This window comes from Paenibacillus sp. FJAT-26967, assembly GCF_001541095.1.
In the GTDB taxonomy this organism is placed as follows: Bacteria; Bacillota; Bacilli; order Paenibacillales; family NBRC-103111; genus Paenibacillus_F.
Genome location: NZ_LMXH01000003.1, coordinates 133,026 through 159,265, shown reverse-complemented (window position 1 = coordinate 159,265; position 26,240 = coordinate 133,026). Strand labels below are relative to the sequence as shown.

Annotated in this window: 25 protein-coding genes; 6 read left to right on the top strand and 19 right to left on the bottom strand. The window is 50.8% G+C overall.

Translation table 11 applies throughout. The features are described 5' to 3' along the window. Nucleotides 1-101 precede the first annotated feature (101 nt). On the bottom strand, nucleotides 102-1,079 hold the full coding sequence (gene rpoD / locus AR333_RS15410; protein ID WP_253735867.1) for an RNA polymerase sigma factor RpoD: 978 nt from the start codon (nucleotides 1,077-1,079) through the stop codon (nucleotides 102-104). Nucleotides 1,080-1,641: 562 nt separating this feature from the next. Here rpoD and AR333_RS15405 point away from each other — a divergent pair. Continuing rightward, entirely contained in the window at nucleotides 1,642-3,105 is a 1,464-nt protein-coding gene (locus AR333_RS15405) for a GGDEF domain-containing protein (protein ID WP_068776262.1), read from the top strand. Between the two features lie 38 nt (nucleotides 3,106-3,143). Here the strand turns inward: AR333_RS15405 and AR333_RS15400 are convergent, their stop codons facing one another. From AR333_RS15400 to AR333_RS15385, 4 genes are all read right to left on the bottom strand, one after another. After that, entirely contained in the window at nucleotides 3,144-3,701 is a 558-nt protein-coding gene (locus AR333_RS15400) for a peroxiredoxin (RefSeq protein ID WP_068776261.1), read from the bottom strand. Nucleotides 3,702-3,719: 18 nt separating this feature from the next. Beyond that, nucleotides 3,720-4,442, bottom strand: a complete 723-nt coding sequence (locus AR333_RS15395; RefSeq protein WP_084783723.1) for a cytochrome c biogenesis CcdA family protein — start codon at nucleotides 4,440-4,442, stop codon at nucleotides 3,720-3,722. A 9-nt stretch (nucleotides 4,443-4,451) separates the two neighbouring features. Then, complete coding sequence (locus AR333_RS15390) at nucleotides 4,452-5,111, bottom strand: hypothetical protein (RefSeq protein ID WP_068776260.1); 660 nt, start codon at nucleotides 5,109-5,111, stop codon at nucleotides 4,452-4,454. 224 nt (nucleotides 5,112-5,335) lie between these two features. Then, the gene (locus AR333_RS15385; RefSeq protein ID WP_068776259.1) at nucleotides 5,336-6,037 is read right to left on the bottom strand and encodes a response regulator transcription factor; all 702 of its coding nucleotides are present in this window, start codon (nucleotides 6,035-6,037) and stop codon (nucleotides 5,336-5,338) included. Nucleotides 6,038-6,250: 213 nt separating this feature from the next. Between AR333_RS15385 and AR333_RS15380 the strand changes: the two genes are divergently transcribed. Together AR333_RS15380 and AR333_RS15375 are read left to right on the top strand one after the other, a co-directional pair. Further along, nucleotides 6,251-6,514: a helix-turn-helix transcriptional regulator gene (locus tag AR333_RS15380; protein ID WP_068776258.1), complete on the top strand. Its 264-nt coding sequence runs from the start codon at nucleotides 6,251-6,253 to the stop codon at nucleotides 6,512-6,514. A gap of 37 nt (nucleotides 6,515-6,551) precedes the next feature. Then, nucleotides 6,552-8,216, top strand: coding sequence for an FAD-dependent oxidoreductase (locus tag AR333_RS15375; RefSeq protein ID WP_068776257.1), 1,665 nt, complete (start codon nucleotides 6,552-6,554; stop codon nucleotides 8,214-8,216). Nucleotides 8,217-8,258: 42 nt separating this feature from the next. Here the strand turns inward: AR333_RS15375 and AR333_RS25630 are convergent, their stop codons facing one another. Then, on the bottom strand, nucleotides 8,259-8,390 hold the full coding sequence (locus tag AR333_RS25630; RefSeq protein WP_301336125.1) for a hypothetical protein: 132 nt from the start codon (nucleotides 8,388-8,390) through the stop codon (nucleotides 8,259-8,261). A 221-nt stretch (nucleotides 8,391-8,611) separates the two neighbouring features. Then, a complete protein-coding gene (locus AR333_RS15365) occupies nucleotides 8,612-9,361 on the bottom strand; it encodes an SDR family NAD(P)-dependent oxidoreductase (RefSeq protein WP_068776255.1) in 750 nt (249 codons plus the stop codon). Between the two features lie 174 nt (nucleotides 9,362-9,535). Between AR333_RS15365 and AR333_RS15360 the strand changes: the two genes are divergently transcribed. Continuing rightward, entirely contained in the window at nucleotides 9,536-10,435 is a 900-nt protein-coding gene (locus AR333_RS15360; protein ID WP_068776254.1) for a LysR family transcriptional regulator, read from the top strand. Between the two features lie 149 nt (nucleotides 10,436-10,584). Here the strand turns inward: AR333_RS15360 and AR333_RS15355 are convergent, their stop codons facing one another. From AR333_RS15355 to AR333_RS15325, 7 genes are all read right to left on the bottom strand, one after another. Continuing rightward, complete coding sequence (locus tag AR333_RS15355; protein WP_068776253.1) at nucleotides 10,585-10,968, bottom strand: DUF302 domain-containing protein; 384 nt, start codon at nucleotides 10,966-10,968, stop codon at nucleotides 10,585-10,587. A gap of 33 nt (nucleotides 10,969-11,001) precedes the next feature. Then, nucleotides 11,002-11,595, bottom strand: a complete 594-nt coding sequence (locus AR333_RS15350) for a class I SAM-dependent methyltransferase (protein ID WP_068776252.1) — start codon at nucleotides 11,593-11,595, stop codon at nucleotides 11,002-11,004. An 84-nt stretch (nucleotides 11,596-11,679) separates the two neighbouring features. Beyond that, on the bottom strand, nucleotides 11,680-12,072 hold the full coding sequence (locus AR333_RS15345; RefSeq protein ID WP_068776251.1) for a rhodanese-like domain-containing protein: 393 nt from the start codon (nucleotides 12,070-12,072) through the stop codon (nucleotides 11,680-11,682). An 82-nt stretch (nucleotides 12,073-12,154) separates the two neighbouring features. Then, complete coding sequence (locus AR333_RS15340; protein ID WP_068776250.1) at nucleotides 12,155-12,574, bottom strand: rhodanese-like domain-containing protein; 420 nt, start codon at nucleotides 12,572-12,574, stop codon at nucleotides 12,155-12,157. A 254-nt stretch (nucleotides 12,575-12,828) separates the two neighbouring features. Then, nucleotides 12,829-13,137: a rhodanese-like domain-containing protein gene (locus tag AR333_RS15335; RefSeq protein WP_068776249.1), complete on the bottom strand. Its 309-nt coding sequence runs from the start codon at nucleotides 13,135-13,137 to the stop codon at nucleotides 12,829-12,831. A gap of 22 nt (nucleotides 13,138-13,159) precedes the next feature. Then, complete coding sequence (locus AR333_RS15330) at nucleotides 13,160-13,945, bottom strand: sulfite exporter TauE/SafE family protein (protein WP_068776248.1); 786 nt, start codon at nucleotides 13,943-13,945, stop codon at nucleotides 13,160-13,162. A 485-nt stretch (nucleotides 13,946-14,430) separates the two neighbouring features. After that, nucleotides 14,431-16,017 (bottom strand): alpha/beta hydrolase, encoded by a 1,587-nt coding sequence (locus tag AR333_RS15325; protein WP_068776247.1) that lies wholly within the window; start codon nucleotides 16,015-16,017, stop codon nucleotides 14,431-14,433. A 186-nt stretch (nucleotides 16,018-16,203) separates the two neighbouring features. On the opposite strand from AR333_RS15325, the gene AR333_RS15320 reads away from it, so the two are divergent. Both AR333_RS15320 and AR333_RS15315 read left to right on the top strand, forming a co-directional pair. Beyond that, the gene (locus AR333_RS15320; protein WP_068776246.1) at nucleotides 16,204-17,613 is read left to right on the top strand and encodes a M14 family metallocarboxypeptidase; all 1,410 of its coding nucleotides are present in this window, start codon (nucleotides 16,204-16,206) and stop codon (nucleotides 17,611-17,613) included. Between the two features lie 358 nt (nucleotides 17,614-17,971). Beyond that, a complete protein-coding gene (locus tag AR333_RS15315; RefSeq protein WP_068776245.1) occupies nucleotides 17,972-18,559 on the top strand; it encodes a general stress protein in 588 nt (195 codons plus the stop codon). Between the two features lie 163 nt (nucleotides 18,560-18,722). Here the strand turns inward: AR333_RS15315 and AR333_RS15310 are convergent, their stop codons facing one another. From AR333_RS15310 to sigI, 5 genes are all read right to left on the bottom strand, one after another. Then, nucleotides 18,723-19,853 (bottom strand): DUF418 domain-containing protein, encoded by a 1,131-nt coding sequence (locus AR333_RS15310; RefSeq protein ID WP_068776244.1) that lies wholly within the window; start codon nucleotides 19,851-19,853, stop codon nucleotides 18,723-18,725. 335 nt (nucleotides 19,854-20,188) lie between these two features. Further along, on the bottom strand, nucleotides 20,189-21,850 hold the full coding sequence (locus tag AR333_RS15305) for a leucyl aminopeptidase (protein WP_253735866.1): 1,662 nt from the start codon (nucleotides 21,848-21,850) through the stop codon (nucleotides 20,189-20,191). Between the two features lie 226 nt (nucleotides 21,851-22,076). Beyond that, nucleotides 22,077-23,441 (bottom strand): nitrogen regulation protein NR(II), encoded by a 1,365-nt coding sequence (locus AR333_RS15300; RefSeq protein ID WP_068776242.1) that lies wholly within the window; start codon nucleotides 23,439-23,441, stop codon nucleotides 22,077-22,079. Between the two features lie 297 nt (nucleotides 23,442-23,738). Continuing rightward, the gene (locus AR333_RS15295; protein WP_068776241.1) at nucleotides 23,739-25,214 is read right to left on the bottom strand and encodes an anti-sigma factor domain-containing protein; all 1,476 of its coding nucleotides are present in this window, start codon (nucleotides 25,212-25,214) and stop codon (nucleotides 23,739-23,741) included. Then, a complete protein-coding gene (gene sigI / locus AR333_RS15290; RefSeq protein ID WP_068776240.1) occupies nucleotides 25,207-26,028 on the bottom strand; it encodes an RNA polymerase sigma factor SigI in 822 nt (273 codons plus the stop codon). The genes AR333_RS15295 and sigI overlap by 8 nt, the downstream gene beginning before the upstream one ends. Between the last annotated feature and the right edge of the window lie 212 nt (nucleotides 26,029-26,240).

The following is a 26,240-nucleotide window of genomic DNA, read 5'->3' as shown; positions in this document are numbered from 1 at the left end:
CAAGAGTACGCCTTTTACTTTGGACAGTCAAAAACAAGCTTGCTGCGGCTCGAACAGACCTCATGCAATCGGGCCCATTCTCTCGTCCGTACGCCGCCGGATTATTCGAGAAAATCCTTGAGTCGCTTGCTGCGGCTCGGATGTCTCAGCTTACGGAGCGCCTTGGCCTCGATCTGACGAATCCGCTCGCGGGTCACGCCGAAGACTTGACCGACTTCCTCCAGCGTACGGGTACGCCCGTCATCAAGCCCGAAACGCAGACGCAGCACGTTCTCTTCCCGCTCGGTGAGCGTATCGAGCACGTCCTCCAGCTGCGTCTTGAGCAGCTCGAATGCTGCCGCATCCGCCGGTGCCAGCGCATCCTGATCCTCGATGAAATCGCCTAGATTCGTGTCGCTTTCCTCGCCGACGGGCGTTTCGAGCGATACCGGTTCTTGAGCGATCTTCATAATCTCGCGAACCTTCTCCGGGCTGAGCTCCATCAAAGCGGCAATTTCTTCAGGCGCGGGCTCCCTTCCGAGTTCCTGGAGCAGCTCTCTCGAAACGCGGTTCAGTTTGTTGATCGTCTCAACCATATGTACGGGAATACGAATCGTCCGAGCCTGATCCGCAATGGAGCGGGTGATCGCCTGGCGGATCCACCATGTCGCATAGGTGCTGAATTTGAAGCCTTTCGTATGATCGAACTTCTCTACGGCTTTCATCAGCCCCATATTGCCTTCCTGGATCAGATCCAGGAAAAGCATGCCGCGCCCAACGTAGCGCCTGGCAATACTCACAACAAGCCTGAGATTGGCTTCTGCCAGTCTCTGCTTGGCTTGTTCGTCCCCTTGTTCAATCCTCTTTGCCGTATCCACTTCTTCCTCGGCGGAAAGAAGTCCGACACGTCCGATTTCCTTTAAATACATGCGTACAGGGTCATCAATCTTGATGCCTGCAGGCAGAGAGAGATCATCCACTACTTCATCCTGCTCCCGAGATTCGCCCGCTGCGCCCCCTCTGCTTTGCCCGGTGAACGCCTTGTTCGCCGATCCCAGCACAGCTTCGATCTCTATTCCCGTCGCTTGATCCTTCGCCATTCGTTCAGCTCCCTGCTTCCTGAAATCGGGCCTAGCCTTGCTTCCAGCAAGCTATTCTATAAGCTAACCTGTGTTGATAAGCCCGCAGGTGATGCTTCCATCCCTCATAGTACCTTACAAAGTATAAGTATTGACGCTAGTGTAAAATTATGATATATTTAAAATACCTATACAAAATTGAGCACATGTAATTTTAACATAATAACGGTTGTTTTTCAAGACCCTTTTGCGTTAACCCGCGAGAGGGTTTTATTTTATACGAACCGTTAATTCTACCACCTATCCGTCAAAATAGCAAAGATTGTATCCCCGTTGAATTCCTCCCTTTTTCCCTTGGTCCCTATTCTTCGCGCTGCCTATTTCATTTTAACGTTCTTGCACAGCCTAAGGTTCCGGCATATATGGATAAATGCTGTTTACTAATGGAATTTTCTGTGACAAAGAGGCAAAAACAGTCCTTTTCTATCACCTTTATTAGTCATGTTATATTGAATGGTAACTTTCCGGTACGTTAAAATAGTCTTAAAACGTATCTCCATAAAGGATGAATCCCTTGTCTCCCATGTCTTCTTTCCTGCAGCCGTCCGGTGCCCGCGCTTTTTTCGACGAATCCCATACACGCCACCTTCTGCTACGGATCCGCTTCATTTCGATTCTGCTGATTGTGACTTATCCCTACTATTTTTATATCGATTTTGTTCAGCTCAAGGATTTTCCTTTCTCCGGTTACCGTCTCGGATCTATCCTGATTCATAGCGCCAGCCTCCCTGTATCCGCACTCTTTCTCGGCTTATACCGTGTATACAGCAGGAAGCCTTCTTTTAAAGGAATGCTCGGACCTGTTCTTCTCATCCACTTGTATGCCGGCTATTATATATGGATCGGTGCAGCCTCTTCGCTTAACAGCCAGAGTCTGACAGGAAACGTGGATGCGTATATCATCATCTTGCTCAGCACAGCTATTGTCCTTCCTCTCAAACCTAGAAATTTTCTGTTCCTTCTGCTTTCTGTTCATCCTTTGTTCCTGATAGTCCTGTTCCTGACCAGCCACGATAAGTATACATTGTTAAGCAAACAGACCAACACGACGGCAACGGCCGTCATCGCTTTCTTTATCGTCAGCACCTTCTATCATTTCCGGCAAAAAGATTTCACCCACACCGAGATGCTCCAGAAGCAGGAGGAAAGTCTGCGGAAGCTGTTTGCGGTAAATCCGTATCCGCTCGTTCTATCCAGAATACGCGATGACAAAATCCTGCTGCTCAACGCAAAAGCAGCCGAGTATTATCACATTCATTCCGACAATGTATCTGCAATCGACGCCGGAATTACTTATCGAAGCCGGGCCGATCAACAGGCTATCATGGAAGAGCTGTCGCGCACAGGCAGCATCCAGAATCATATTTGCCAGCTTACCCTGCCACAGCAGACCACCAAATGGGCCATGATAAACTATGAGCAGATCGAGTTTGAGAATGAAAGCTGTATTCTCGCGGGAATTACCGATATTACGGAGCTGAAAAAGGTCGAAATCGAGCTGACTAAACATGCTTCAACCGATGCGATGACCGGGGTTCTGAACAGAAGACACGGTCTTGCCCTTCTTCAAGAAGAAATGGAGCAGGCCAAGGAACTGGGATCCGAATTCGTCGTCTGCTTCGTCGATATCAATAACCTTAAAGAGGTTAACGACCGCTACGGGCATGCCGAAGGGGATCAGCTGATTCACGCGGCTTGCCGGGTGATGCAAAGCGGCATTGACCCCCAAGATTACTTGTTCCGCTATGGCGGCGATGAGTTTGTAATCGTCTTTCATAGAAGTCTGGCTGATGTCCGGCTAATATGGCGAGAGATCCGCGGTGAGATCAGAAAGCTGAACCAGTTTCACAGACAGCCGTTCACCTTATCTCTAAGCCATGGTTTATTCGTATTTCAATCCAGCATGGAAGTAACGGTGGACGAAATTATCCACGCAGCAGACTCTGAAATGTACAAAGCCAAACGTCTATACAAGAACAATCTATAAACTCTGCATCATACAAAAATCCCCGGGGATTTTATCCGTTATTTAAAGCGCTTGATAGCATCTTCCATGATTTCATCATTGATGGCGCCCTGGTATTTTTCCCGGATCACGCCTTGTTTGTCCACAATATAGGTGGTGGGATAGGCAACGATCTGGTACTTCTTCGAGACCTTACCTTCTTCATCCAGCACGATAGGAAAAGTCAGCCCGTAATTATCTGCAAACTCATGGACTGCCGCAGGTTTTTCTTCGGTATGGGTCAGGTTCACCGCCAGGAATACGACATTCTTATCCTTATACTTATCATGGACTTTCTGCATATGAGGCATTTCTGCCCGGCAGGGCGGGCACCATGTCGCCCAGAAGTTCACAAATACCGTTTTACCGCGGTATTCGGACAGTTTAACGGGATTACCCGCCAGGTCTGTCAAGTCAAAGTCAGGAGCAATCTGGCCTTTCTGGATTCCTTCCTCCCTATTGGAAACATCGACCTGGGCTCCCGGAGAAAGCTCCTCATTCTTAGAATTGTAGTAATCGTAGAAACCGTATGCGATCAGACCCGCAAGGATCAACATTCCGAGTATGCTTTTCTTCATCCCTTTCTCTCCTTTCGCTTACAAGGTTATGCCAAAAAAGGTGAAACGGGCCAGATAGGCACTTATTCTTTGCAGTTGGCCGGTAAAAAGCAGCGCCCCCATGACGATGAAGATCCATCCGTTGATGATTGTCAGAAGCGGCAGCCAGCGGTTGATCTTCTTCAGAAACTTAACGGACCAGGTAATCATCAGGGAAATAATCAGGAAGGGAATTCCCATTCCGATCGAATAAATCAGCAGCATGAGTGCCCCGCTCCACATGGTATCCGATGATCCGGCCAGCAGCAGAATGCCGGAGAGAGCGAGACCGACGCAGGGCGTCCAGCCCGTACCGAAAGCAAGCCCGACCATGAAAGAAACGAAATTCCCGCCTCCTGCCTGCCGCTTGCTTTCCCAGTTCTTCTGGCCCATAAGAATCCGGAAGTTAAGAAGACCTGCCATCTGCAAACCGAAGACGACGATAAGCAAGCCGCTTAGTTTACTGATCAGCTCGCGATATTCGGCAAAAAAACGCCCTAACAGCGAAGCAGAAGTTCCCATTGCAATAAACACGGCGCTGAATCCGGCAATGAAAAACAGGGAACGGATAAGCAGCAGTTTTTTATTAACATCAATCCGCCCCCCCTCGACCGTAGCTCCCGTCAAATGGGAGACATACGCCGGTACGAGCGGAAATACACACGGCGACATAAAGGAGAGCACTCCCGCCGCGAATGCGACCCATAAAGTTATGTTATCCATTCCATCCTCCTAACGATCTTCATCCGGTTTGTTCCTCACGATCAGGATGACGGCAGCCGCAAGCAGAAGCAGCAGTTGCTCCTTGCTGAATGACAGCAGTACCGGTTCACGGACATTAACCGTGAACAGAATGGCCGTCTGCCCGAGACTAAGCCACAGGCCCAGGCTTAGAAGCCTCCTATTCGGCGGCAGTCTGCCTCCCACCAGTGATAGGAGCAGGACACCGGCTAGTGCCGCCTGGAGCACATAAGGGAGCAGGTGCTCCTGCTGCAGCCATGCCTGCAGAGCGGAGTAGGTCGTCCAGCCTGCCAGCAGACCTGCAGCCATAGCGGGAGCGGCAGCCTGGAAGCTGTGCTTCCGTCTGGCAATCCTGGCCCACATATAGGCTCCTGCAGCCGCCCATGCCAGCCAGATGCCTTTTTCACCTGCTGTAAAATAAAGAAGGGACATCGGATAACGGATCACGCTGAGAGGATCAAAAACGAGTACGCTCCCTTTCCAGACGAGAATCCAGATAAGAAATGCATTTTCAAGTGATGAGAAGACAACTCCTCTGTCCGGATCTTTCTTCAAATAAAGCCGCGCGGCCAGCAGCGCCGCAATCCCGAACAACAGATATAGCACAATCTGCATATTCAAGAGAAAAGGACCTATTTTCATCGTCTGCATGCTTCCTCTCTCCTTCCATACCCGAGATGCGAATACGAGTATACCCGCCTGATCAAAGGGCGTCCCACTGGAGATCAGTATAGCCGGGGATTGTTAAGTTTCTATAAAGTTACCGGAATTTCTTTTCATTCGAATAGAGGCCAAAATTCGCTTACCTCTGTAAAGAAGGCATCTGATTGAATAACCTCAAGCGCAAGACGGCATATCCATAGCAGCAGGCCTTGTTAATAAGAGACAAACCGATACCCCATCCCGCGGATCGTCTCAATAAAATCCGCCGCCTCTGCGTTTGGAGCTGCGGCTGCGAGTTTTTCCCGCAGCTTGCTCACATGGACGTCGATTGTCCGCTCTATAACCAGCTTTGTATGATTCGGATAAAGCTCCCTCAGTATTTGCTCCCTGGTCACGATCTGATTCGGATGCTTCATGAAATAATAGAGCAGATGGAATTCATGCAGCGTCAGCGGAAGCAGCTTTCCTTTGTATTTGGCTTCCCTGCGGTGCAGCTTGGCCGTCAGGCCCCGGAAGCTGATTTTGCCGCACCTCTCCGAAGTCCGACGAAGCACGGTCCCGACTCTGACAACCAGCTCAGCCGGGCTGAAGGGCTTGGTGACATAGTCATCCGCACCCATCTGCAGCCCTCTGATCCGGTCCTTCTCTTCCGCTTTCCCCGTCAGGATCAGGATCGGAATGTCGCTGCGGTAGTCCGCTCTGATTATGCGGCACAGCTCCTCCCCAGAGAGTCCCGGCAGCATCAGATCCAGAATGACGAAGCACGGATCATAGCTCTCGAACAGCCGTAAGCCTTCTTCCCCGTCGGCCGCTTCCTGCACATCGTAACCCGCTTTTTCCAGATAAAGCTTAATCAGATGTCTGATTTGACGGTCATCTTCCACAATCAAGACAGATTTGCCTATAGGTTTCAAAGGGCGCTCTTCCTTTCCAGATGCCGATTCCGGGCAGATATTCTACTAATAAACCATGAATCCCATGGCAGACGGATTGTATGAGTATCCAGACCCGGTTACGTTTGTACAAGAATCTGTTGTGAGAATTATCACAGTCTATATCAATATATCATGATATTATGATACAAAGACATTATTCCTATCAAAGGAACATGGAAAAGGTGAGATTATATGGAGCAATATCAGACGAATGCGGAACTGCTCAAGGCTCTGGGCCATCCGGTCCGCCTATGCATCGTGAAAGGTCTCGCAGACAAAGGAAGCTGCAAGGTCAGCGACATGCAGCAGTGTCTGGAGCTGCAGCAGTCCACACTATCGATGCATCTGCAGAAACTTCGGGCGGCAGGGATTATAGAAGGCTCTCGCAGGGGCCTCGAAGTCTTCTACCGGCTGAAGCAGGAGAAAGTGAAAGAATTGTTGGACGTTTTATTCTAATTATAGCGGTCTTAACCGGACAAGGGAGAGATTCTTTATGAGCAAAAAAGTAATTATTATCGGGGGGGTTGCAGGAGGAGCATCCGCGGCTGCGCGCCTGCGCCGGCTGGACTTGACGGCAGAAATTATCATGCTGGAGCGCGGCGAGCACATTTCGTTCGCCAACTGCGGCCTGCCTTACTATATCGGCGGAACCATTAAAGAGCGGTCCAAGCTGCTCGTACAGACGCCGGAAATGATGAAGAAACGGTTCAATATCGATGTGCGAACCCGCAGCGAGGCGGTTTCCGTCAACACCGCGGCCAGGACCGTCACGGTGCACAGCCAGGAGCAGGGGACCTATGAAGAGACCTTCGATCAGCTGATCCTCTCGCCGGGAGCGATGCCTATCCGCCCTAAGATTCCAGGGATCGGGCATCCGCGGATCGCCACACTCCGCAGCATACCGGACACCGACCGGATCAAGGCTCTGGTCGATGAAGAGCAGGTCCGCCGGGTCACGGTCGTCGGCGGTGGATTTATCGGCGTCGAGATGGCCGAGGTGCTGCGGGAGAGGGGGCTTGACGTAACCCTGATTGAGGCGGCGCCTCATCTCCTGGCTCCTTTCGACGCCGACATAGTTACCCTGGCGGAGAAGGAGCTGGAGGACCACGGCGTCCGCCTCATCCTCGGCACCTCCGTGGAAGCTTTCCGCGCGGCGGAAGACGGCGGACTCCACGTGGAACTATCCGGCCGGGAAGCCGTACCGGCGGATCTCGTGGTACTGTCGATCGGTGTCGTGCCGGAGACCGCCTTCCTGAAGGACACCGGGATCGAGCTGGGGCCGCGCGGTCATATCCGGGTCGACGCACACATGCAGACCGCCGTTGCCGGCATCTACGCTGTCGGCGATGCCGTCGAGGTCACTGACTTCGTCAGCGGCAGCCCGGCGGCCATCCCGCTTGCAGGGCCGGCCAACAAGCAAGGCCGGATTGCCGCAGACCATCTCTGCGGTCTGAATTCAATCTACAGGGGCTCGCAAGGGACGAGCATCCTCAAAGTGTTCGGTCTGACCGGGGCTTCCACCGGTAAGAATGAACGCGCGCTGACCAAGGCAGGCACACCGTATCATACGGTCACGGTGCATCCCGGCTCCCACGCGGGCTACTATCCAGGCGCCTCCCCCATCACGCTCAAGCTGATCTTTGACCGGGAAGGGGCCATCTTGGGAGCGCAGGCTTTCGGACGCAGCGGCACCGACAAGCGCATCGATGTGATTGCGACCGTCATGCGCCTTAAGGGTACCGTACACGATCTCGCCGAGCTTGAGCTGGCCTATGCGCCGCCATATTCATCGGCTAAGGACCCGGTGAATATGGCCGGCTTCGTCGCGGTGAATGCGCTGCAGGGCCTGTCGCCTGTCATTACGGCGGCTCAGCTTGCCGGCGGAGGATTACCCGAAGCTGCGCTGCTCGTCGACGTGCGTACGCCCGGCGAATTCGCCAAAGGGTGCATCCCCGGTGCAGTCAACATTCCGGTGGATGATCTGCGCGGCCGGCTTGACGAACTGGACCGTTCCAGGGAAGTCGTCGTGTACTGCCAGGTGGGCCTGCGAGGTTACACGGCCTCCCGTATCCTGATTCAGAACGGCTTCTCTGTGCTGAATCTGACAGGCGGCTACAGATCGTATGAGATTGCCGGTTACAGGCCCGCAGGCTCCTAGGGCGCCTCTGGCAGAGCACCGTGTTGGGAGAGCGGACTCTGCTCAAGAGTTCTGCTCAGGGGCTCTGCTCGGTGACTGCTCCAGGGTGCTATCCCAGCCCGGATAACCACGACTCGGGCCGCTGTAATCTCTCCGGATGAAGCCGCGCTCAATTCCGGTCCATCCTTTGTCCATCTGACGCCTGCGCCGCAGCGCGTGCACGAAGCTTCAAGCGCTGCGAAGCTCCCTGCTGCGGCCGCTCCTTGCCGGCGCATAGCCTGTCTGATTTTCTACACCGCCGATTCCACACAAAAAGCCTGCAAACTCTGCTCCCCGGGAGCTAAGTTTGCAGGCTGATTTATTTCTAGTCTAACTTTTCGCGCGATAATGGATTGGAATTTCCACGCCGCGGAACCTTATTTAAAGGAAGCGAAGCCCTCATCCGCCATCACTACGCTGCCGTTAATCGCGCTGGCTTCATCCAGGGAAACAAGGTAAACCGTATCCGCTACCTGCTCAGGCTGCGTTAATTTGTTGCCGATGACTTTGGCTTTCATGGAATCGATCAGACCGCTGTCTTTATAGCCCTGAATAATCGGTGTATCTACTGCTCCGGGAGCCACGCCTACGACACGAATGCCATATTCGGCCAGATCAAGTGCCGCCGATTTGGTCATCATGTTAACCGCACCTTTGGTTGCATGATAAGCATAAGTTCCAGGCGATGCCAAAATTCCAAAGACAGAAGTCGTATTAATGATCACGCCTTTGATGCCCAGCTCGCGCATTTTTCTGCCAGCCGCCACAATTCCGTGCGTAACCCCATGCAGATTCACATTGATAACCGCGTGGTAGTCTTCCATCTTCTGATCCAAGACCGGTGTAAGGCGTCCGATTCCCGCATTGTTGAACATCACGTCAATTCTCCCGAACGTATCGACCGCTTTTTGTACGAGCGCTTCTACGTCTTCGAATTTAGTCACGTCCGTTTGGACGAAGATCGCTTCTCCGCCTTCCGCTTTGATCGCTTCCACAACTTCATTTCCTGCCTGTTCATTAAAATCGGCTACCACGACCTGATCGCCTTTGCGGGCAAATTTCAGACACGTTTGTTTACCGATTCCGCTAGCTCCCCCAGTAATGACTGCCACTCTTTTATTAGCCATTTAAGATTCCTCCTAAAAATTTCTTTTGTAAAAAGAGACTTATGTGATTGAAATTCCGCTTTGGAACTGCTTCAACTTCTATAGTTCCCATTGTACCAGCACACTAAATTAAATAAAATTTATAACTAATTAAGAATAGTTAAGTTAAAGTTAATATAAAGAGAGGTGATCCTAGTGAATCTGGAACAAATGGAATACATTATCCAAGTAGCCAAAACCGGCTCCCTGACCAGTGCAGCCAAACATGCTCACGTCACTCTGTCTGCCATCAGCCAGTCGATTTCCGCACTTGAAACGGAGCTCGGTGTCAGGTTATTCACACGCTCGCGGGGGTCGGGGGCGGTACCGACAGCTGAGGGACAGGCCATCATCAATAGAGCACATGAGGTCCTCGCGAAAGTAAATGAGCTGCGTGAAGAAGCTGAGTCGTTCAGCAACACGCTAAGCGGCACGTTAACCATCGCTACAATTCCCGGTCCCATGCATTTGCTCGTGGACGTGGTGGCACGGTTCAAGAAGGAATATCCGCAGGTCAAAATCGAAATTTTCGAGAAAGGGCCTCAGGAAATCTTAAAGGATATCGAGCACAGCAAAATTGATATCGGATTGATTGTTCTTACGGAAGGCGTGATGGAGAAACGCCGTGATCTGGCCTTCGAGCGTCTGCTCGAGGGGAGAATGGTAGCGGGAGTCCATAAGAATTCTCCACTTTCCCGTGAAAAATCTATTACGCCTGAGAAGCTGGTCCATCAGACTTTCGTGCTGTATGACGATGATCAAATACGTGAATTCGTGACGGATTTCATCGCCGTTTATGGCGGCATCGATATTCTGTTTATCTCCAACAACACGCAGGCAATCCATAACGCGGTTAATGAAGGGCTTGCCCTGACCATCGGACTCGATTATTCTTTCAAGAACAATCCTTCTTGCGGCAATGAAGATCTCGTAATTGTTCCGCTTGAGCTGTCCACTCGTAGTGAACCGATCTATTATGGCTGGGTTCTCCCTAAAGGGAAGCACTCTTCTCATATTGCAACCCGGTTTATTACCAAGCTTAAATTCGAGCTTTAACTCCGCTGAGAATTAGCGTTTAAATAGGGCGCGTACACAAAGAGGCGGCAAGATTGCCGCCCCTTTGTGTACGATATAAGTGAACGAATACGACCCCGCGTATGGAACCAAGGCTCTATGGCAGAATCCCGCTGCCCGGAAGGTCAAGGTCAACGGGTTTTATCGATCACGGCAATCAGCCGGTTCTCGATATCCTTGGCAACTCCGAGCATTTCTTCGTTCTCTATCAGTCCGATAAGTGCTGTAGGGCGCGGCATTCCGATGCGGGTCGTCCCTTCTTCTTCGTAAACGGCTATTTTGCAGGGCAAGAAATACCCGACCAGTGAATTCTGTGAAAGGACACGCTTGGCTTCGACCGGGTTGCATACCTCAAGAATATGGTACGGCTGATCGAAGTCTACGCCCTTCTCGTTCAGCTTGTCTTTCATGTCCAGCTGCCAGAGAACGCCGAATTTCTCCTCTTTCAAATTCTCCTGCAAATCGGCTATCGTCTGTTCCAGGTTTTTGGTTGTGTCGACGGTGTAATGAAACATGTAAACCATCCTCCCACTGCTTTCGCTACGTATTTATTTCTCACAGATCATGATGTAATGTGCGTCCGTCGGAAAAGAAAGATCCCGTACACGAAGACCGTGCTTCTCTGCCGTCTGTTTCATCTCGCTTGAAGAAATCCGGTGGGCAAGAGGCGGTCCCTGCGGGGATTCCTTCTTCTCCCATTCAAGAATGAGGCAGCTCGCACCCGGAGTCATAACCCTCGCAATCTCCGATAAGCCCTGATCCAGCGTAGCCGCTTCATGCAGCACCATAGAAGCGATAACACGCTCCACGCTTGCGTCATCCATCGGAATATTCTCTACCTGGCCTTCGAGATAGGAGAGATTATTAATCGTGCCTCCTTCTAATTCGGCGCCCGCTTCTGTCTCCGCCTTATGCCGGATCACATCCAGCATTTGCGGTTCTACGTCAAGCGCGTAGACGGTGCCGGACGTCATCCGGGCTGCCGGAATGGTAAAATAACCTCCGCCCGCGCCTACGTCAAGAACTGTCTTTGCCTGCTCTATATGCAGCATCGCCAGCAGCTTCTCCGGGGGCAGCGCAGCACGCCGCTCCGGGTTGTCCAGTTTGTGCAGGTGCTCCGGATTAAATCTCCGCTCCTTCATAAACTCAGCTCCCTCGTTTATCCCATTCCCTATATTTACCCGATTACTTTGCCCATAAACGAAATGAATGTTGCGTCTTGACGTTTACTTGGATTTGGATAATTTACCGCCCCAGGCTCCAATACCGCCACGAAGGTGGTTTAACTTGTTAATCCCGCTGCGTTTGAGCATCTTCGCCGCGTTCTTGCTCCTCATTCCGCTCCGGCAGTAAAGAAAAACATCCTTGTCCTTAGGGACTTCCGCCAATCTCCGCGGCAACTGGGATAAAGGAATGTTGGCGGCACCGGGAATAGATCCGTCTTTGAATTCATAAGGCTCCCGCACATCAATCAGTATCTTGTTCTTACTCTGCTGCATCGCTTCACGAAAATCCCGCTCATCCAGATTATTCAGTCCTTTGACAGGCCCGACACGCGTATACACAAAGTACGCAACTAGCAGAACGATCAGAATGTTAATAATCAGAGTCGTGTCCATTTGTTCGATCTCCTTCTGTGCCCGCAGACACTCTTACAAGTTTGTTCACTATCTATAGGATAAACAAGCCGGCACGTCCTGCTCATAACGAAATCCCGCCGATATCAGAGTGCCGAAGATGATCCTTGCCCCGCAGGGCATATACTTGCGCAAAGCCTCTATTTTTGAGCACCCGCGCAGCTTTAACAATTTTGCGCTTGCTGTCGGCCAGAATCAGCACAGGCTCCTCTGGTGACAGCTCCTTGTCCCATACGAACGGCAGACGACCGATAGATATGTTAATCGAGCCCGGCAAGTGGCACTGATCATAATCCAGTGAATCCCGGACGTCGAGAATTGTCAGGGCCGGGTCTGAATGTATGTCCTGGGCAGCAGTGGCGCCGGATGTACCGGATGCAACGTAACTGACGAAGTCCAGCCCGCTTAGCAGCCACAAATTCCTTGCAAGCCAGACCGCACCTGCTGCAAGCGCCAGCACGAATCCCCACATGACAACTGGCATGCTGGTTAACCTCCCTAAATTGAATACTATCCATCATACCTATTTATTCAGTTATACCTATACCCATACAGGTATTATAAACCTTCTGACTACCCGCTTCAATGCTTCTCCATGAGGTACGTCTTTCCACCCTATATGGAAATTATCCGCCTATCGCTTCCTCTGCAAGAACGTTCATCGCGCTGCTTATAGGAAAAAGCGGCACCTTGCTTTGCGCCGCTTCTTCACCCCTTGTACATGCCGGCTTATATCTCTTATCTCCCCGTAACGATCTCTCCGTTCCATTCCATCATGCCTCCGGGCATATTGGTGACGTGATAGCCGAGTGAATCGAGCAAACCGCAGGCCATCCCGCTCCTGTTGCCGCTTCTGCAAACAACGATTATTTCCTGCCCCTTGCCGAGTTCTCCATGCCGCTGCTCCAGGGAACCTAGCGGAAGATGCTTCGCTCCCCGGATGTGGCCGGACTCCCATTCTTCGTCCTCACGCACATCTACAATATGAAGAATTTCCCCATTCTCCAGCTTTCTTTTCACATCGTCCGGTAATATTTCATTGATCATTTTCAATACACTCTCCCTATACTCAAAATAAAATATCGATCCAAATCTTAATAACAGTCGCTGTAATTAAACCGGCCAAAATCCACTGTAGCACTTTAATATTCATCTTTTGCCCCGCTTTGGCTCCCAAAGGAGAGGCAATAATACTGGCGACAACCATAATAATCGAAGGAACAAGCAGCATATGACCGCCCATTACTTTACCGACACTGGAGCCGATCGAAGAGATGAAAGTGATTGCCAGCGAAGAGGCGATGGCCACACGAGTCGGAATTTTGAGAATAACCAGCATAATCGGTACCGTAATAAAAGCACCTGCCGCCCCGACGATTCCCGACAAAATACCAACCAGGGTAGCAGAAACAGCAGCAACCGGCACATGGAAACTCAGGTTGGAGAAGTCACCGTCCTCTTCTCCCTTTTTAGGCATAAACATCATAATCGCCGCGACAAGCGCCAGAACGGCATAAGTCAGATTAATCGCCGAGTCGGGGAGAAATTTCGAGCCGTATCCGCCCGCGAAGCTCCCTATGACAATCGGGATTCCCATCGCGATAACGAGCTTTTTGTTAATCATATTGCCCTTGCGGTAAGCGAAAATACCCGCCAGGGTAGCGAAGAAAACCTGAACCGCACTAATGGCGGAAACCTCCTGTGCTGTAAAAGCGATAAAGCCGAATGCAGGCGGTATATACAGCAGCATCGGATATTTAATGATCGATCCCCCGATTCCAACCATCCCGGATATGAAAGAACCGACAAAACCAATCACGAATAAAGTAAGGATCCATGCAAAATCCAAGTCCATAACTCCCACTCCTTTCCCTGCTAGTATGCAATTCTTCAAGAGAGTTACATACATGAAAAAACTATTTGATTAAAACAAGGCAATGCCCTGCGCAGTACGTTGTCTAAAGTCCCTCCATTTCCATGAATAATACTTATACCCCTATGGGTATTATATTAGACCCGGTGAGTCCTTTTGTCAACAGGATACGCATCATGTCCACGCTCGTACATCCAAGACTAAATCGGTGAGAAAGACTCCAGCCAGCGAATGGCATTCGATGAAACCACATCAAGACTGTCCGATCCCCTGTATGCAGCCTCCTTAGAATCGGTTATCCGATCCCCTCCCCTATCTGCGACAAAAAAAACCGGAGCACCCGCAACCATAATTGGCTAGGGCACACCGGTTACACAAACCGTTTTGTCTCTTATCTCTTCTACCATGTATGTGAGATTGTGTTCTTCTCAGAAGAAAGACGATCCTTACCGGGTCTTTCTCGTGATTTATTCCCCACAGTGGGAGTAATCTCCGAATGGTTGGCTCCTTCTACCGGCAGCAGATAACCGGGATTCCGATTCTACTAGCTCTAGCAATTCGTATGAGTTCAATTTATAAGATCTGAATGAATGGCCGGGCTCCTTCTCTTCTTCATGCAGAAAACGCCTCGCTATACGCCGGTACCCTTCGGCACGCTGGTGTCTGCCCCGCAGCTTCTCCTGGTCCTCCATCCATACCGCCAGTTCGGCAACTTCCATCTCCAGACGGCTTTTCCTGTCCATGAACCATTCATCATAAATACCCGGCAGTAAAGGATCGGGCAAATTCCCTAATAAGCGGCCGGCGCTTTCGTATTTGCGGGCAGCGTCCGCATGGTGCAAATCTTCGATTTCCGCCAAAAAGTCAAGCAAATCGCAGCGGATGACACATCTTAGCATCACATGCTCGCGGTCAACCGAGAGGATCTGGGGTCCTCCCTCTTGTGTCTGCATCATTCGCTTAAAATAGTGCAGGTAGACTTTTATATTCCGCATCGCTGTCTTACTGGGGACCTGGGGAAATAGCGAATCACACAATTCCTCGCGGGACGCTGTCGGATGGAAAATCATATACAGCAGCAGGCTCTTGGCATAGCGCTGATTCCAGCCGTCCGGCTTCTCCTGCCCGTTCAGAATCACTTGGAATGAGCCGAGAAGATTGACCTTCAGCACCTGAGCAAGCTCAATCTTCTTCTCCCCTTCATCCAGGAAGAGCTGCAGTGTGCCGCGCACGTCCTGGACGAGTAAAGAATCTGAGACTGCACGCGTCTGTTTCTTTTGCAGAAACCGCCCGATCCATAAGGCGGTCGTCTCCGGCTGCTCAAGAAAAGGCAGATAGGCCGAATCCGGCACGATCAGGAAAGAAGCATCCGGCAGGCGTGATGCAGCGAGCGAAGCCGACGTCACGTAGAGAGGATCGTATTCTCCCGCCAGAACCAGCGTCCGGTGAGAAATACGCTTCAGCTCATTCCAGCTGTCCTCCCTGAGCAGCATGTCCATCGCCCGAAAGTATAAATCCGTATTCATCTTGTTATAAATGTCCCTGACAATACGGAATGCAGAGGCACTTTCGGGAAGCGCGGTCGTGAATGCAGCGAGCTCCCCGGCAAGAGACAGCTGCCCTTCCCCGGCCAGTTTTTTACGTTCTGCGATCTTTGCGCGCATGAGTGCGGCCGGGAATTTCACAGGAATCGAAATCAGAATCAGCTTCTCTACCATCCCGGGATAAGAAGAGCAAAACTGCACGGCTATTACAGCTCCTCCGCCATGTCCCGCGATATGAGCTCTCCTAATTCCGAGCCTCTCCATAAGTCTGTGCAGATCATCCACAAATACGGTCCACCCCGCTTCACTGTCCCCTCCCGTACTGCGGCCATGCCCTCTTAAATCGTAAAGCACAATCCGGTAATGCCCTTCCAAAAAGCCGATGATTTCATCCCAGACCGTAAGATCCAGACCCAGATCATGGATGAGAACAAGTGTCTCCAGGGCTTGGTCAGTCGCGGGATCTTCTTTGTAATGCATAGTTGTAGCGTCCTCAAGCTGCAAAAGCATCCTTTCCCTCCAGAAACGTCCGGTAGTTCTCTTTTCCTATTAGTGTAAGGCGGCAGATGACGGCGGTCAACAAAATATTCCTTTATATGTCGAATTATACCGATTTTTCGTAACCCTGCTGTAACCTTCGTTTTGATACCATGAACTCATCTTTGCACCCCTATTTTGAAAGGAAACTACACAGCTATGACATCAAAATTATGGAGGACGCTGCTGCTCACCATTGTCCTCATACCTTACCTTTTCGGATCTCCCAATCAAGCGGCTGCAGCAGCAGATATTGTTAATCCGAATCAAACGTACACTTATGAATTGATGACCGATAACATCCGGCAGCTTGCCCAGGCTTATCCTGAGCTCATTGAATATAAATCCATAGGCACAACGCTTTACGGACGCAATATATGGGCTGTGAGGCTCGGCACCGGCGATGCGAATGTACTCATTAACGCCTCTCATCATGCCAGAGAGTGGCTGACCACCAGCCTCGTTATGAATATGATCGACGATTATGCCCAGTTATATGTCAATGACGATTCGTTGAACGGCCGTAATCTCCAGACTCTCCTGACCAACAGCTCAATCTGGTTCGTCCCGATGGTTAATCCCGACGGAGTCACTTTGCAGCAGAAAGGAGCCTCTGCCTTTCCTGCCGAAGTACGTTCAAGCCTGATCGCGATGAATGGGAAGAGCTCGGATTTCTCGCGCTGGAAAGCAAATGCCGAGGGCATTGACCTTAACAGACAGTATCCGGCGGAATGGGACAGCATCCTCCACAATTCCGGCTATCCCGGCTACAAGAACTACAAAGGCACTAAGCCCCTGCAGACCAACGAAACCAAAGCTCTGGTGAAATTCACCGAAGAAATCGATCCGGAGATTGGCATCGCTTACCACTCCTCCGGCAGAATCCTGTATTGGCATTTCCATACACTAGAGGAGAATCTGGAAAGAGACCGCAGCATTATGTCGCAAATTGAAGACCTGACAGGCTACGACCCTGTGAAACCGTCAGCGAATCCATCAGGGGGCGGGTACACGGACTGGTTCATTCAGGCGCTGGGCCGTCCGGGATTGACGCCGGAGATTGGACGTTACGGCGGTGAGAACTCTCTGCCTCTTTCTGAATTTCCATCCATATGGAAAGAGAATCGCGCAGTCGGCATTGTTGCGGCGGAGAAAGGATTCGAACTGTGGCAGAAGCGGGTTCCCGTCGAAACCAAGAATACGGATCTGATCCTGATGGCGCCGGCAGCGGTCTACACGAAGCCCGATAGCAGGTACCCCCTGAATGCTTCCCTGACAGCCCAGCCCCTCAAGTCCGATGCGAGAGTGGGCAACTGGTTCCGTGTCGAGACATGGGTCGGTAAATCATGGGTGCATGTGAATCATCCTATTATAGGAAAGATCGAAGCAAAGGAAACGAAGCTGACCTTGACCGGAAAAACTGCTATGCACCGCGAACCGCGCGAAGGTTCCGCAATTGTGGCGGAGCTGTCCCCTCAGTCGGTGACGGCTTTCGAGCAGCTCGGCAGCTGGTACCATATTCATACCTGGTTAGGTGATGTATGGATTCAAATTCAACAGCCGAAATGATTAATTCGGTGAAAAGAAACTGTCCTCAGAAAATCAAGCAGTCCCGGAATTATTTCCTGCGGCTGCTTGATTTTTTTGCGTCATGTATCAAAGATTAGCCCTCATGCCCATGATTAACGCCTGTTGCGAAATATTTCGGAATGCGTATTAACTGACAGGAGCTGACTCTTCCTAGAACACAGATATCTTATACAAAGGCGCGGCGGGTGTAACGGGCTCATCCTCCTCCCCAAGCTTTTTCTAGCAAAATTTACGAGAGTGGTTTACATGTGGAAATGAGGGGTAAGAATATGCTGTGACCGAGACAAAACAATATTAGGCAAGTGGAAGAACCACATATACTGAGGAGGTAATTCAAATGGAAAAGAAAATAGTTGGTGTTTTTGATACGGAAAGAGAAGCCATTCAATCGATCGAAGGTCTAAAACAGCAAGGATTCAGTTCCGATGATATCTCCATTATCACTAAAGATAAACATGAAGCTGCCGAAATCGGCGATAGAACAGGTACGAAAGCACCGGAAGGTGCGGCAACAGGCGCAGCGACCGGCGGTGTAGTCGGCGGTGTGACCGGCCTCCTGGCAGGCCTCGGAGCCCTCGCGATTCCCGGAGTGGGACCATTCCTGGCAGCGGGACCGATTGCGGCAGCCTTGACAGGCGCAGCAGTTGGAGCCGGTGCAGGCGGTCTGGTTGGCGGCCTCGTAGGAATGGGAATTCCGGAGGATGAAGCCCAGCAGTATGACTCCTATGTTAACGAGGGTAAAATTCTCGTATTGGTAGACTCTCATTCTGACCGCGATGAACACGTGTATGATACGTTCCGTACGAATCGTTCGCTGAACGCTTCTACTTACGACGACCGTGTATTCCGCGACTCCGACACTTCCGCACCCTTGGATGGAACAGACTTAAACCGCGATCCGCGTCTTGACGATCGCCGTCTGTAAAACATCCTTTGTATAAAGGCGGTGCCGGAATCATTTGCAGCTAAACTGCCGACCTCTTCATAAGTGACGAGGCTGGCTTTAGCCGGAAACTTGTCCGGTTCATAAGAAACTCCCGGGTTCCTGTAGTTCATGGAATCCGGGAGTTTCTTTGCGCCGCACAAAGTTAAGTTTTCCTTACAGGCATATCGGACAACCACCTCCACAGCCACTCCACGGGTCCAGAGGCAAACCGGCGCAGCCACAAGTGGGAAACAAACATAAGCAATCCGGATATGAGAATCCAGATAAGAAGCGTGAAAAATGCACCATAGGTGCCTCCCAAACCGAGCCCCCACCCATAGAAGATAAAAGAAGCAATAATATTTTGAAGCACATAGCAGCTCAATGCCGTCTTCCCGATCTCCTCAAAACGCCTCCATAGCCAATCAGCCTTATCTTTCTCCATGATTTTAGCTATAAGGGCCATGTATCCCAGCGACAACACCGGAGCAAACACATAACGTACCGGAATCGCGAACAAACTGCCCGGGACGAAGATAAGCAGATTTAGCGGCAGTCCCACACCCAATCCCCAGCGCAGCATTGTGCGGCGTATCGCCTTGCCCTTCTCATCAGGTGCTAACGCTCCGGAACGAATCAGCAGGACACCGGTCAGGAACAAGAATACATTCATCGGTATAATCATGATCGACTCCAGACGGTTAGCCCAGAAGGAATCATAGCGGTAGCGAATCTGTTCCAGCCAGCTCCCGCTGCGGTATAGCTCCGTAATCTCCGTAAAAGCCCCGTCATATGTTACATGGGCATTCATCAGAACAACGAGTATCAGACTAATGAGGAAGAGATGAAAGCTCCCTACTCCGATCATCACTCTACGGATCACCCGGTCGCTCCGGTTCACGATAAAAGCAACAATCATAGCTGTAACCGCATAGCTCATCAGGATGTCATAGTCCATCACCAGAAAATAATGCAAAGCGCCGTCGAGCAGTAGCAGGAAAGACGACCAAAGATACAATCCCGGCCACTTTTGACCTAGCCGCTGCGCTTTTCTTCGTTTCAATTCCAGCCCGATCCCAAACATAATCGTTAATATTCCAAGAAATTTCCCGTTGACCAGTAATAAAATAAACGTCTTAAGGATCGAATTAAATGAAGTCCACCAAGACACTGCCGGGTCGGGATAAATGGTCGCGATACTCCCCAGTTCAGCAAATAGCCAAATATTCGTACCGAGTGTACCAAGAATAGCGAAGCCCCTGAAAATATCAAGCAGCCTGATTCTATTGTTCATAATAAAAGTTTCTCTCCTTATGGCCCACACGGCCAGCTCTGTTTTCCTTTCTCTAAAAAGCCTTCAGATCGGATTGTTTCTTCAGCATAAAATATGACGCAGCGTCAGGTGCAAGACTATTTTTTGGAATTCCCGCTTTCAAAAGCAATTTAACTGAAGTCAGAAGACTCATTATGGATTGACAAATAGACCGGCAGAGTATCGCATCTATCGTCCTTCGCCAAATAGCCCTGCCTCTATAAACGACAAACAGCGCGTGTTGGATTTTCAATCCACACGCGCTGTTAATTTCGTATGATATCGTACACGTCTTATCTCTTAACTAACTGTTTCATTCACCTGTCAGGCAAAGCGCTGCAAACATAATCAATTATCGTGCGCACCATCGCTCCGGTTCCGCCCTTGGGCTCGATGCCTCGTTCGCCCCACAGCCAGGCAGTACCACCTGTATCCAGATGAATCCATGGCAAACCTTCGACGAAGGCTTGCACGAAGCACCCGCCCATAATCGCCCCTGCAAACTTGTGGGCAGCAGCATTCTTGATGTCCGCGACATCACTGCGCAGCATCTCCTGGTATTCCGGGTAATTCGGAAGCTGCCATACTCTTTCGCCCGCGCGGACAGAGGCTTGCAGGAATTCCCCGTAGAACGCATCGTCGTTCGTCAGAGCACCCGTTGCCAAGTCTGCAAAGGAAACCAGCACAGCTCCCGTCAGCGTCGCGACATCAATGAGCCGCGTAGCTCCCAGCTGCCGGGCGTAGGTGACGCCATCGGCAAGTATCATGCGGCCCTCGGCATCGGTATTCAATACCTCGATGGTTCGTCCGCTGAGCGTCGTGACGACATCCCCGGGACGCATAGCTGTCCCCGAGGGCATATTCTCCGCGGCCGGAATGACGACAAGCAGATTCACCTTCGGTTTCAAGCGGCCGGCCGCCATCAAGACTCCAAGCAGCACAGCCGCACCGCCCATGTCGCTGATCATTTCCTCCATGCCGCCCGCCGGCTTGATCGAAATCCCGCCGGTATCGAAGGTAACCCCTTTGCCGACGAGACCGAGAACCTCCTGTGAGGACGGATCGCCGTCATAACGGAGGGTGATCATCCGCGGCGGATTCGCGCTGCCCAGACCTACGGCAGCGAGTGCTCCCATGCCGCGGGCCACAATCTCCTCTTCGCCGAGCACCTCGCAGGCGAAGCCATACTGCCCGGCCAGACGCTCCGCTTCCTCCGCAAGCGCGGAGGGCGTCAGCAGGTTGCCGGGCATGTTCGTCAGGTCGCGCGCATAGTTCGTCGCGTCCGCATACGTTTCGGCGGCGCTCACCGCCGCCTGCAGCACTTCCTCGTTCAGCCCATCCGGATGAACGAAATACTGCACCGCGGCCAGCCGGGGCCGCGGCTGCGCGCCGCGCGCGTACGTCGCCATGCGGTACGCTCCAAGCAGCAGCCCTTCGGTCACCGTGAACACGGTGGCCGCAAGATCTGCCGTACACGGCGCGGCAGCGTTCTGCGGCAGCGCACCCGCGGCGCTGCCGGTGCCAGCTTGTGACGCCGAAGCTGAGGCATCACAAGCTGGCGCCGTGAACATGCCGCCGCCCTGTACAGGCGCCGCGGCATAATCGCCCCCCGGCAGCCGCACAGCCAGACGGCTCAGTCCCAGCCGCTGAGCTTCGCGCGCGGCATGAACTGCCGCGGCTCGCAAGGCGTCGCGCCCAGCCGGAGCCGGGCCGAGCCCGGCAGCGATCACATACGGCGCCGGCAGCAGGCCGTATGTAGGCAGCGCCGTCACTTCACCGGCTGCGCAGGTGAAATGTCCGGCCTGCCTGCGTCTCGTGATCTCGCCCACGAGATCCGGCGGAAGATCGGACAGCGTCTCTTCCGTGCCGGTTACGAAATATAGCAGCACATCCGCTTCGGCAGCCAGCCAGCCTGTCTCCTTAGCAAATGAATATGTAGTTGAATGGGAATCTGTCATTATTCCTCTAGCTCCTCTCAATTAAGGCCATTGAACTCTTCCATCCAAGCTCAGGCCATAATGCTAATGCGAACCGGTAACCGCCTCTTTGGGCCTTCTCATTATTCCCCAGCCGCATAAGCAAAAACTCCCGTGATCACGCGGAAGTTTCATACCACCGCAGAACAGGGAGTTCCAAGCCGGAACAATGCCCGGATACCTCTCTCTTTTATTGTATCACTCTTTGATCCCGGAATACAGGTACCCGTCAGTTCAAAGGAAGTTGAATCCGGAAAGAAGTCCCTTCCCCAACTTCGCTTTCTACATGAATAACCCCCCCATGATTTTTGATGATCCGGTAACAGACGGACAATCCGAGTCCCGTACCGTCCTGCTTTGTGGTAAAGAAAGGATCGAACAATTTTGAAAGCGTTTTCTGATCCATCCCTGCTCCGTTGTCTTCGACATAAATCCATACTTGGTTCTCTACCTGCATCGTGCGGATCCGGATAAGTCCGTAGCTTCCGGGTACCCCGGAAATAACCTCGATCGCATTCTTAACAAGATTGAGCAGCACTTGTTTGATTTGTTTAACGTCCACCCAGACATACAAATTCGGATCCGAATCTCCCAGCTGGATGTCACAGCCTTTCAGCACAGCCTCACTTTGGAAAAGAAGAACGATTTCCTTAATAAGCGAGGAGATTTGGACCTTTTCTTTGACCGGTGCAGTCGGTTTGGAAGAGTTCAGGAATTCGAAAATAATATCGTTAGCCCGGTCAATCTCACTCAAAATAATTTCCGCGTAATCCTGTTTGCCCAGTTTATGCAGCTCGGGCTGCAGCAGTTGAATAAAGCCGCGGATCGAGGTGAGCGGATTGCGGATCTCATGAGCGATCGAAGCCGCTATTTTGCCCAGCATCGCCAGCTTATCGTTATAATAAGCCGACTGCTCGATTCGCTTGAAATCCGTCACGTCTTTCACACTGATCAGAATGTCCCCGTCCAGCTCTTCATCGTATTTGGCCGTAACGAGAAAATGCTGTCCCTTCTCATCAATAACCTCCTGAAATGGAAGCCGGTAAAGAAACATCTCGCGGTGCAGCTTGATCAGAAGCCTGCGCATCCCTTTAGAAATTTTACGCATCCGTATCAGTTCATATAAGGTTTTGCCGATCATGCTTTTGCGCGGAAGACCAAGAAACTGGCCCAGCTTAACGTTTGCAAACGAAAGAAACCCCTCTGGATCAAAGAGCGCGATTCCGCTATCCATATGTTGAAGAACATTCTCATATTTGCTGCTCATCGTACGGAAAGAATTCGCATTATTCAAAATCTTGTCCTTCAGATGCGCGATCAGGATGTCCCTTCGGTCTACATCCTCTCGTTTACGGGATAACAGAACCATTTCAGTCAGAAATAGAAAAGACCGCTTGTAATACAGATCCGCATCTGTGGAATTTACATCTTCAAGCAGACGCAGCATGCACTTTTCATGTAGAGTAATCACATCTTCCGGCAGCAGGGAATGAAGCTCAGGCTTCAGACCATCCATATAAGGGCGGCAATCCTCGGATCCGCTCCGCACAAAATCTCGCAAAACCTGCAGATAGCTCGATTGTATATCCGGCATGTGACTCCTCCTAGAATAGCGTAAGGTTATGTACCCGACGCAAACGACATGGTTCGTCAAAATCTCTCTCATTCAGTCATGTTTTTACATTTTATTAATCATTTGTTAAATATCGGAATAATTAATAGTGTAACATATAATGCTTTAAAATACGATACAAATTGGAGCAGATTTTACTGAATGCATAGTGTTTCCTGCTCCTTTATTAGCCGCAAATTTACTTCCGTCAGCTGCTGATCCGTAAGCAAAAACCCTGTCAATGACAGGGTTCACTTAATTTAAGTAATCATGTTAGCTTTATCGCCCTTTATTGCTGCTTCCGGCGGCAGTTTTACTTTCCTTCTTGTGATCCGATGTCCAGGAAACGGTGAAGTAAGGCCGCACGGCTGCAAAATTGTCTTTAGCGCCCGTTAAAGTCCCTGCGGTTTTGACTGCAGCACGAGCCTCATATTGAACCGACTTTGAATCCGGCTGCTTGTGGACGGCTATCTTGGAATGGGAGCCGACAGAAGAATCGTATCTGCCTCGTTTGTCATTGTCATCATCGTCGTCCCGGTCATCATCGTCATCCTGCCGTTTCTTTTTGTCGCGTTCTTCTTTCTCTTTCTTTTTCTTCTCTTCTCTTTCTTTCTTTTCCTTCTTTTCTTTTTCTTCTTTATCTTTTTGTTTCCTAATCGCTTCCTGTTTTCTTTCTTCCTGCTGTTTCAGCCACTGCTCTCTCATAATTTCGGCGTTCCCGCTGCTCTTGTACGGGTTGACCCACTTGGAATTCGTCGGCGTTGGCACCGGTGTCGGCTTAGCAGACGAAGCAGGCTTATGAGTCTCTTCCGGTTTTACGGTAGTCCCAGGCGTTGGCACCGGTGTCTGCACCGGTGTTGGTGTAGGCGCTGCCTCCGTCTTGGGATCTGCCTCGGATTCCTTAGGCATGGCCGTGTTATCCTGATTCCATGACCCTTTTTTCTCCATAGCCAGCCAATCATTCAAGCTGTTCTTCTTGATCGGATTGCTGCGGTCGATTAATTTGTTAATACCGCCCGCTTGTTTACCAATCGCGTACAGCGAATTGTTACGGAATTCTTCTAGATCTACATGGGTTCCCATACTCTTGGCGTTCAAATAAATGGCATATTTACCTGTGGAAAGTTGGTGTGTTCTCGCTTCACTGCGGACATCGGCAGGAGCAGCAAATGCCGCCACCACGTATTTCTCCAGTTCAGAAGAATGATTACTGCGAAGATACTCCATGACCTGCTTCTCCATCTTGTCGGCAAGAAGAACATCACTTACTTTACGTGAATCACCGACAACCGTACTGGAAATAATAATATCCGCTTCACCTTTAGACAAATGCGATTGTTCGAGCCAGCCCATAATGACCGATGTAGCCTGCGGGAGCGGCTTGCCCTCTACCCGGACGGCTTCCGCCATCCTGCTGCCATCTGCATTGAGACCACGGACTTCCCTTACAATCTCGGCGTCATCCAGAGCCAGCTCGACACTCGGATTGATATCCATGGTCACATAAGCGGCTACTTGAATCTTACTGCCGGTATTCAGCAATCCACCGATCATGACAAAGAAAATAATCCCTGCAACAGCCAGCCCGGACGCAGCCGCATAGATACGCGAGCGCCTTATGGCTTTCCTCGTATACGTGATCTCTTCCCCAACAGAGCATGTTCGTCCCTTTCTAGGAATGCGCTCAAAGCGCCCTTCCTGCGTCATGACAATTATGCTGCTGCCCTTCAGCTCCATGACGATGCCTTTACTCATATGCTTCTCTTCTTTCCTGGAAAGTTTGCTTTGATTGCTCTTTGATATGTAGGTATTCTTTGAGATACGGATAAGAGCCGGTTTGTATGAGCGCTATAGCAATCAAATACTTTCGGTTCCGTTCCAGCGTTTTGCGGGATACGCTAACTTTACCTAGAAGTTCCTTGATCGGAAGCTGCTTTTTGCTCAACAGCAGCTGCATCAGTTCAGAATCTTCGGAGAGAAGCTGGCCGATCCCAAACAGCATCATTCGAGAATCCTCGTGCTTGGGGGAGGCATCCACCAAATCGGTGAACTGGATCGAAAAGTGGGAAAGCTTTCGGTTGAATTCCGCAATTTCACTGCGGCGTTCTTCCACGCCTTTTTGTTTCTCATACTGCTCCAGGGCTTGGTGGATTTCAATCGGGTTCACATAATGGTCTTCATCGTCTTCCTGATCAAAAGCGCTGTAAGGGATTTGACCCTTGAAGCGCTGTTCTTTCCGGAGATAGTCAATGAGCCTGCGGCGCATGACCGTTTCGGAGAAACCAAGGAAAGAACGTCCCATATCATGGGAAAACTGATTAATAGCTTCATTGAATGCAGCCAAAGCTATACTGAATTCATCATCTCTGGCAGGGTCTATATATCTCTTGCAAAAGCGGCTTGCCACCTTGATGACAAACGGCTGATAATCCGAAATAAATTGATTGCGAAGGCGCAGGTCACCTTCTTGAATTTGTCTCACAACCTCTTCGGGCTGCGGCGTATTCTGTTGAGGATGGCTGGTCTGACGCTTGCTGCCAAAAAACTTCTTAAACAGTACCAGAATCACTGTTCCACCTCACTTAAACAATTCGATTTCCATCTATTTCTTATGGGGGTCAATCTTAGCTATTATAGCACACGGTATAATATCGGCGAAAAAGTTAAGCAATTTCACACTATTTTCTCAGAATAGACATCGGTATACCAAAAAAATAAAAAATCCGGGAGGCCCGCAGGTCTCTCGGATTTCTATTAAAACATTTCTTTAGGCATTATGCG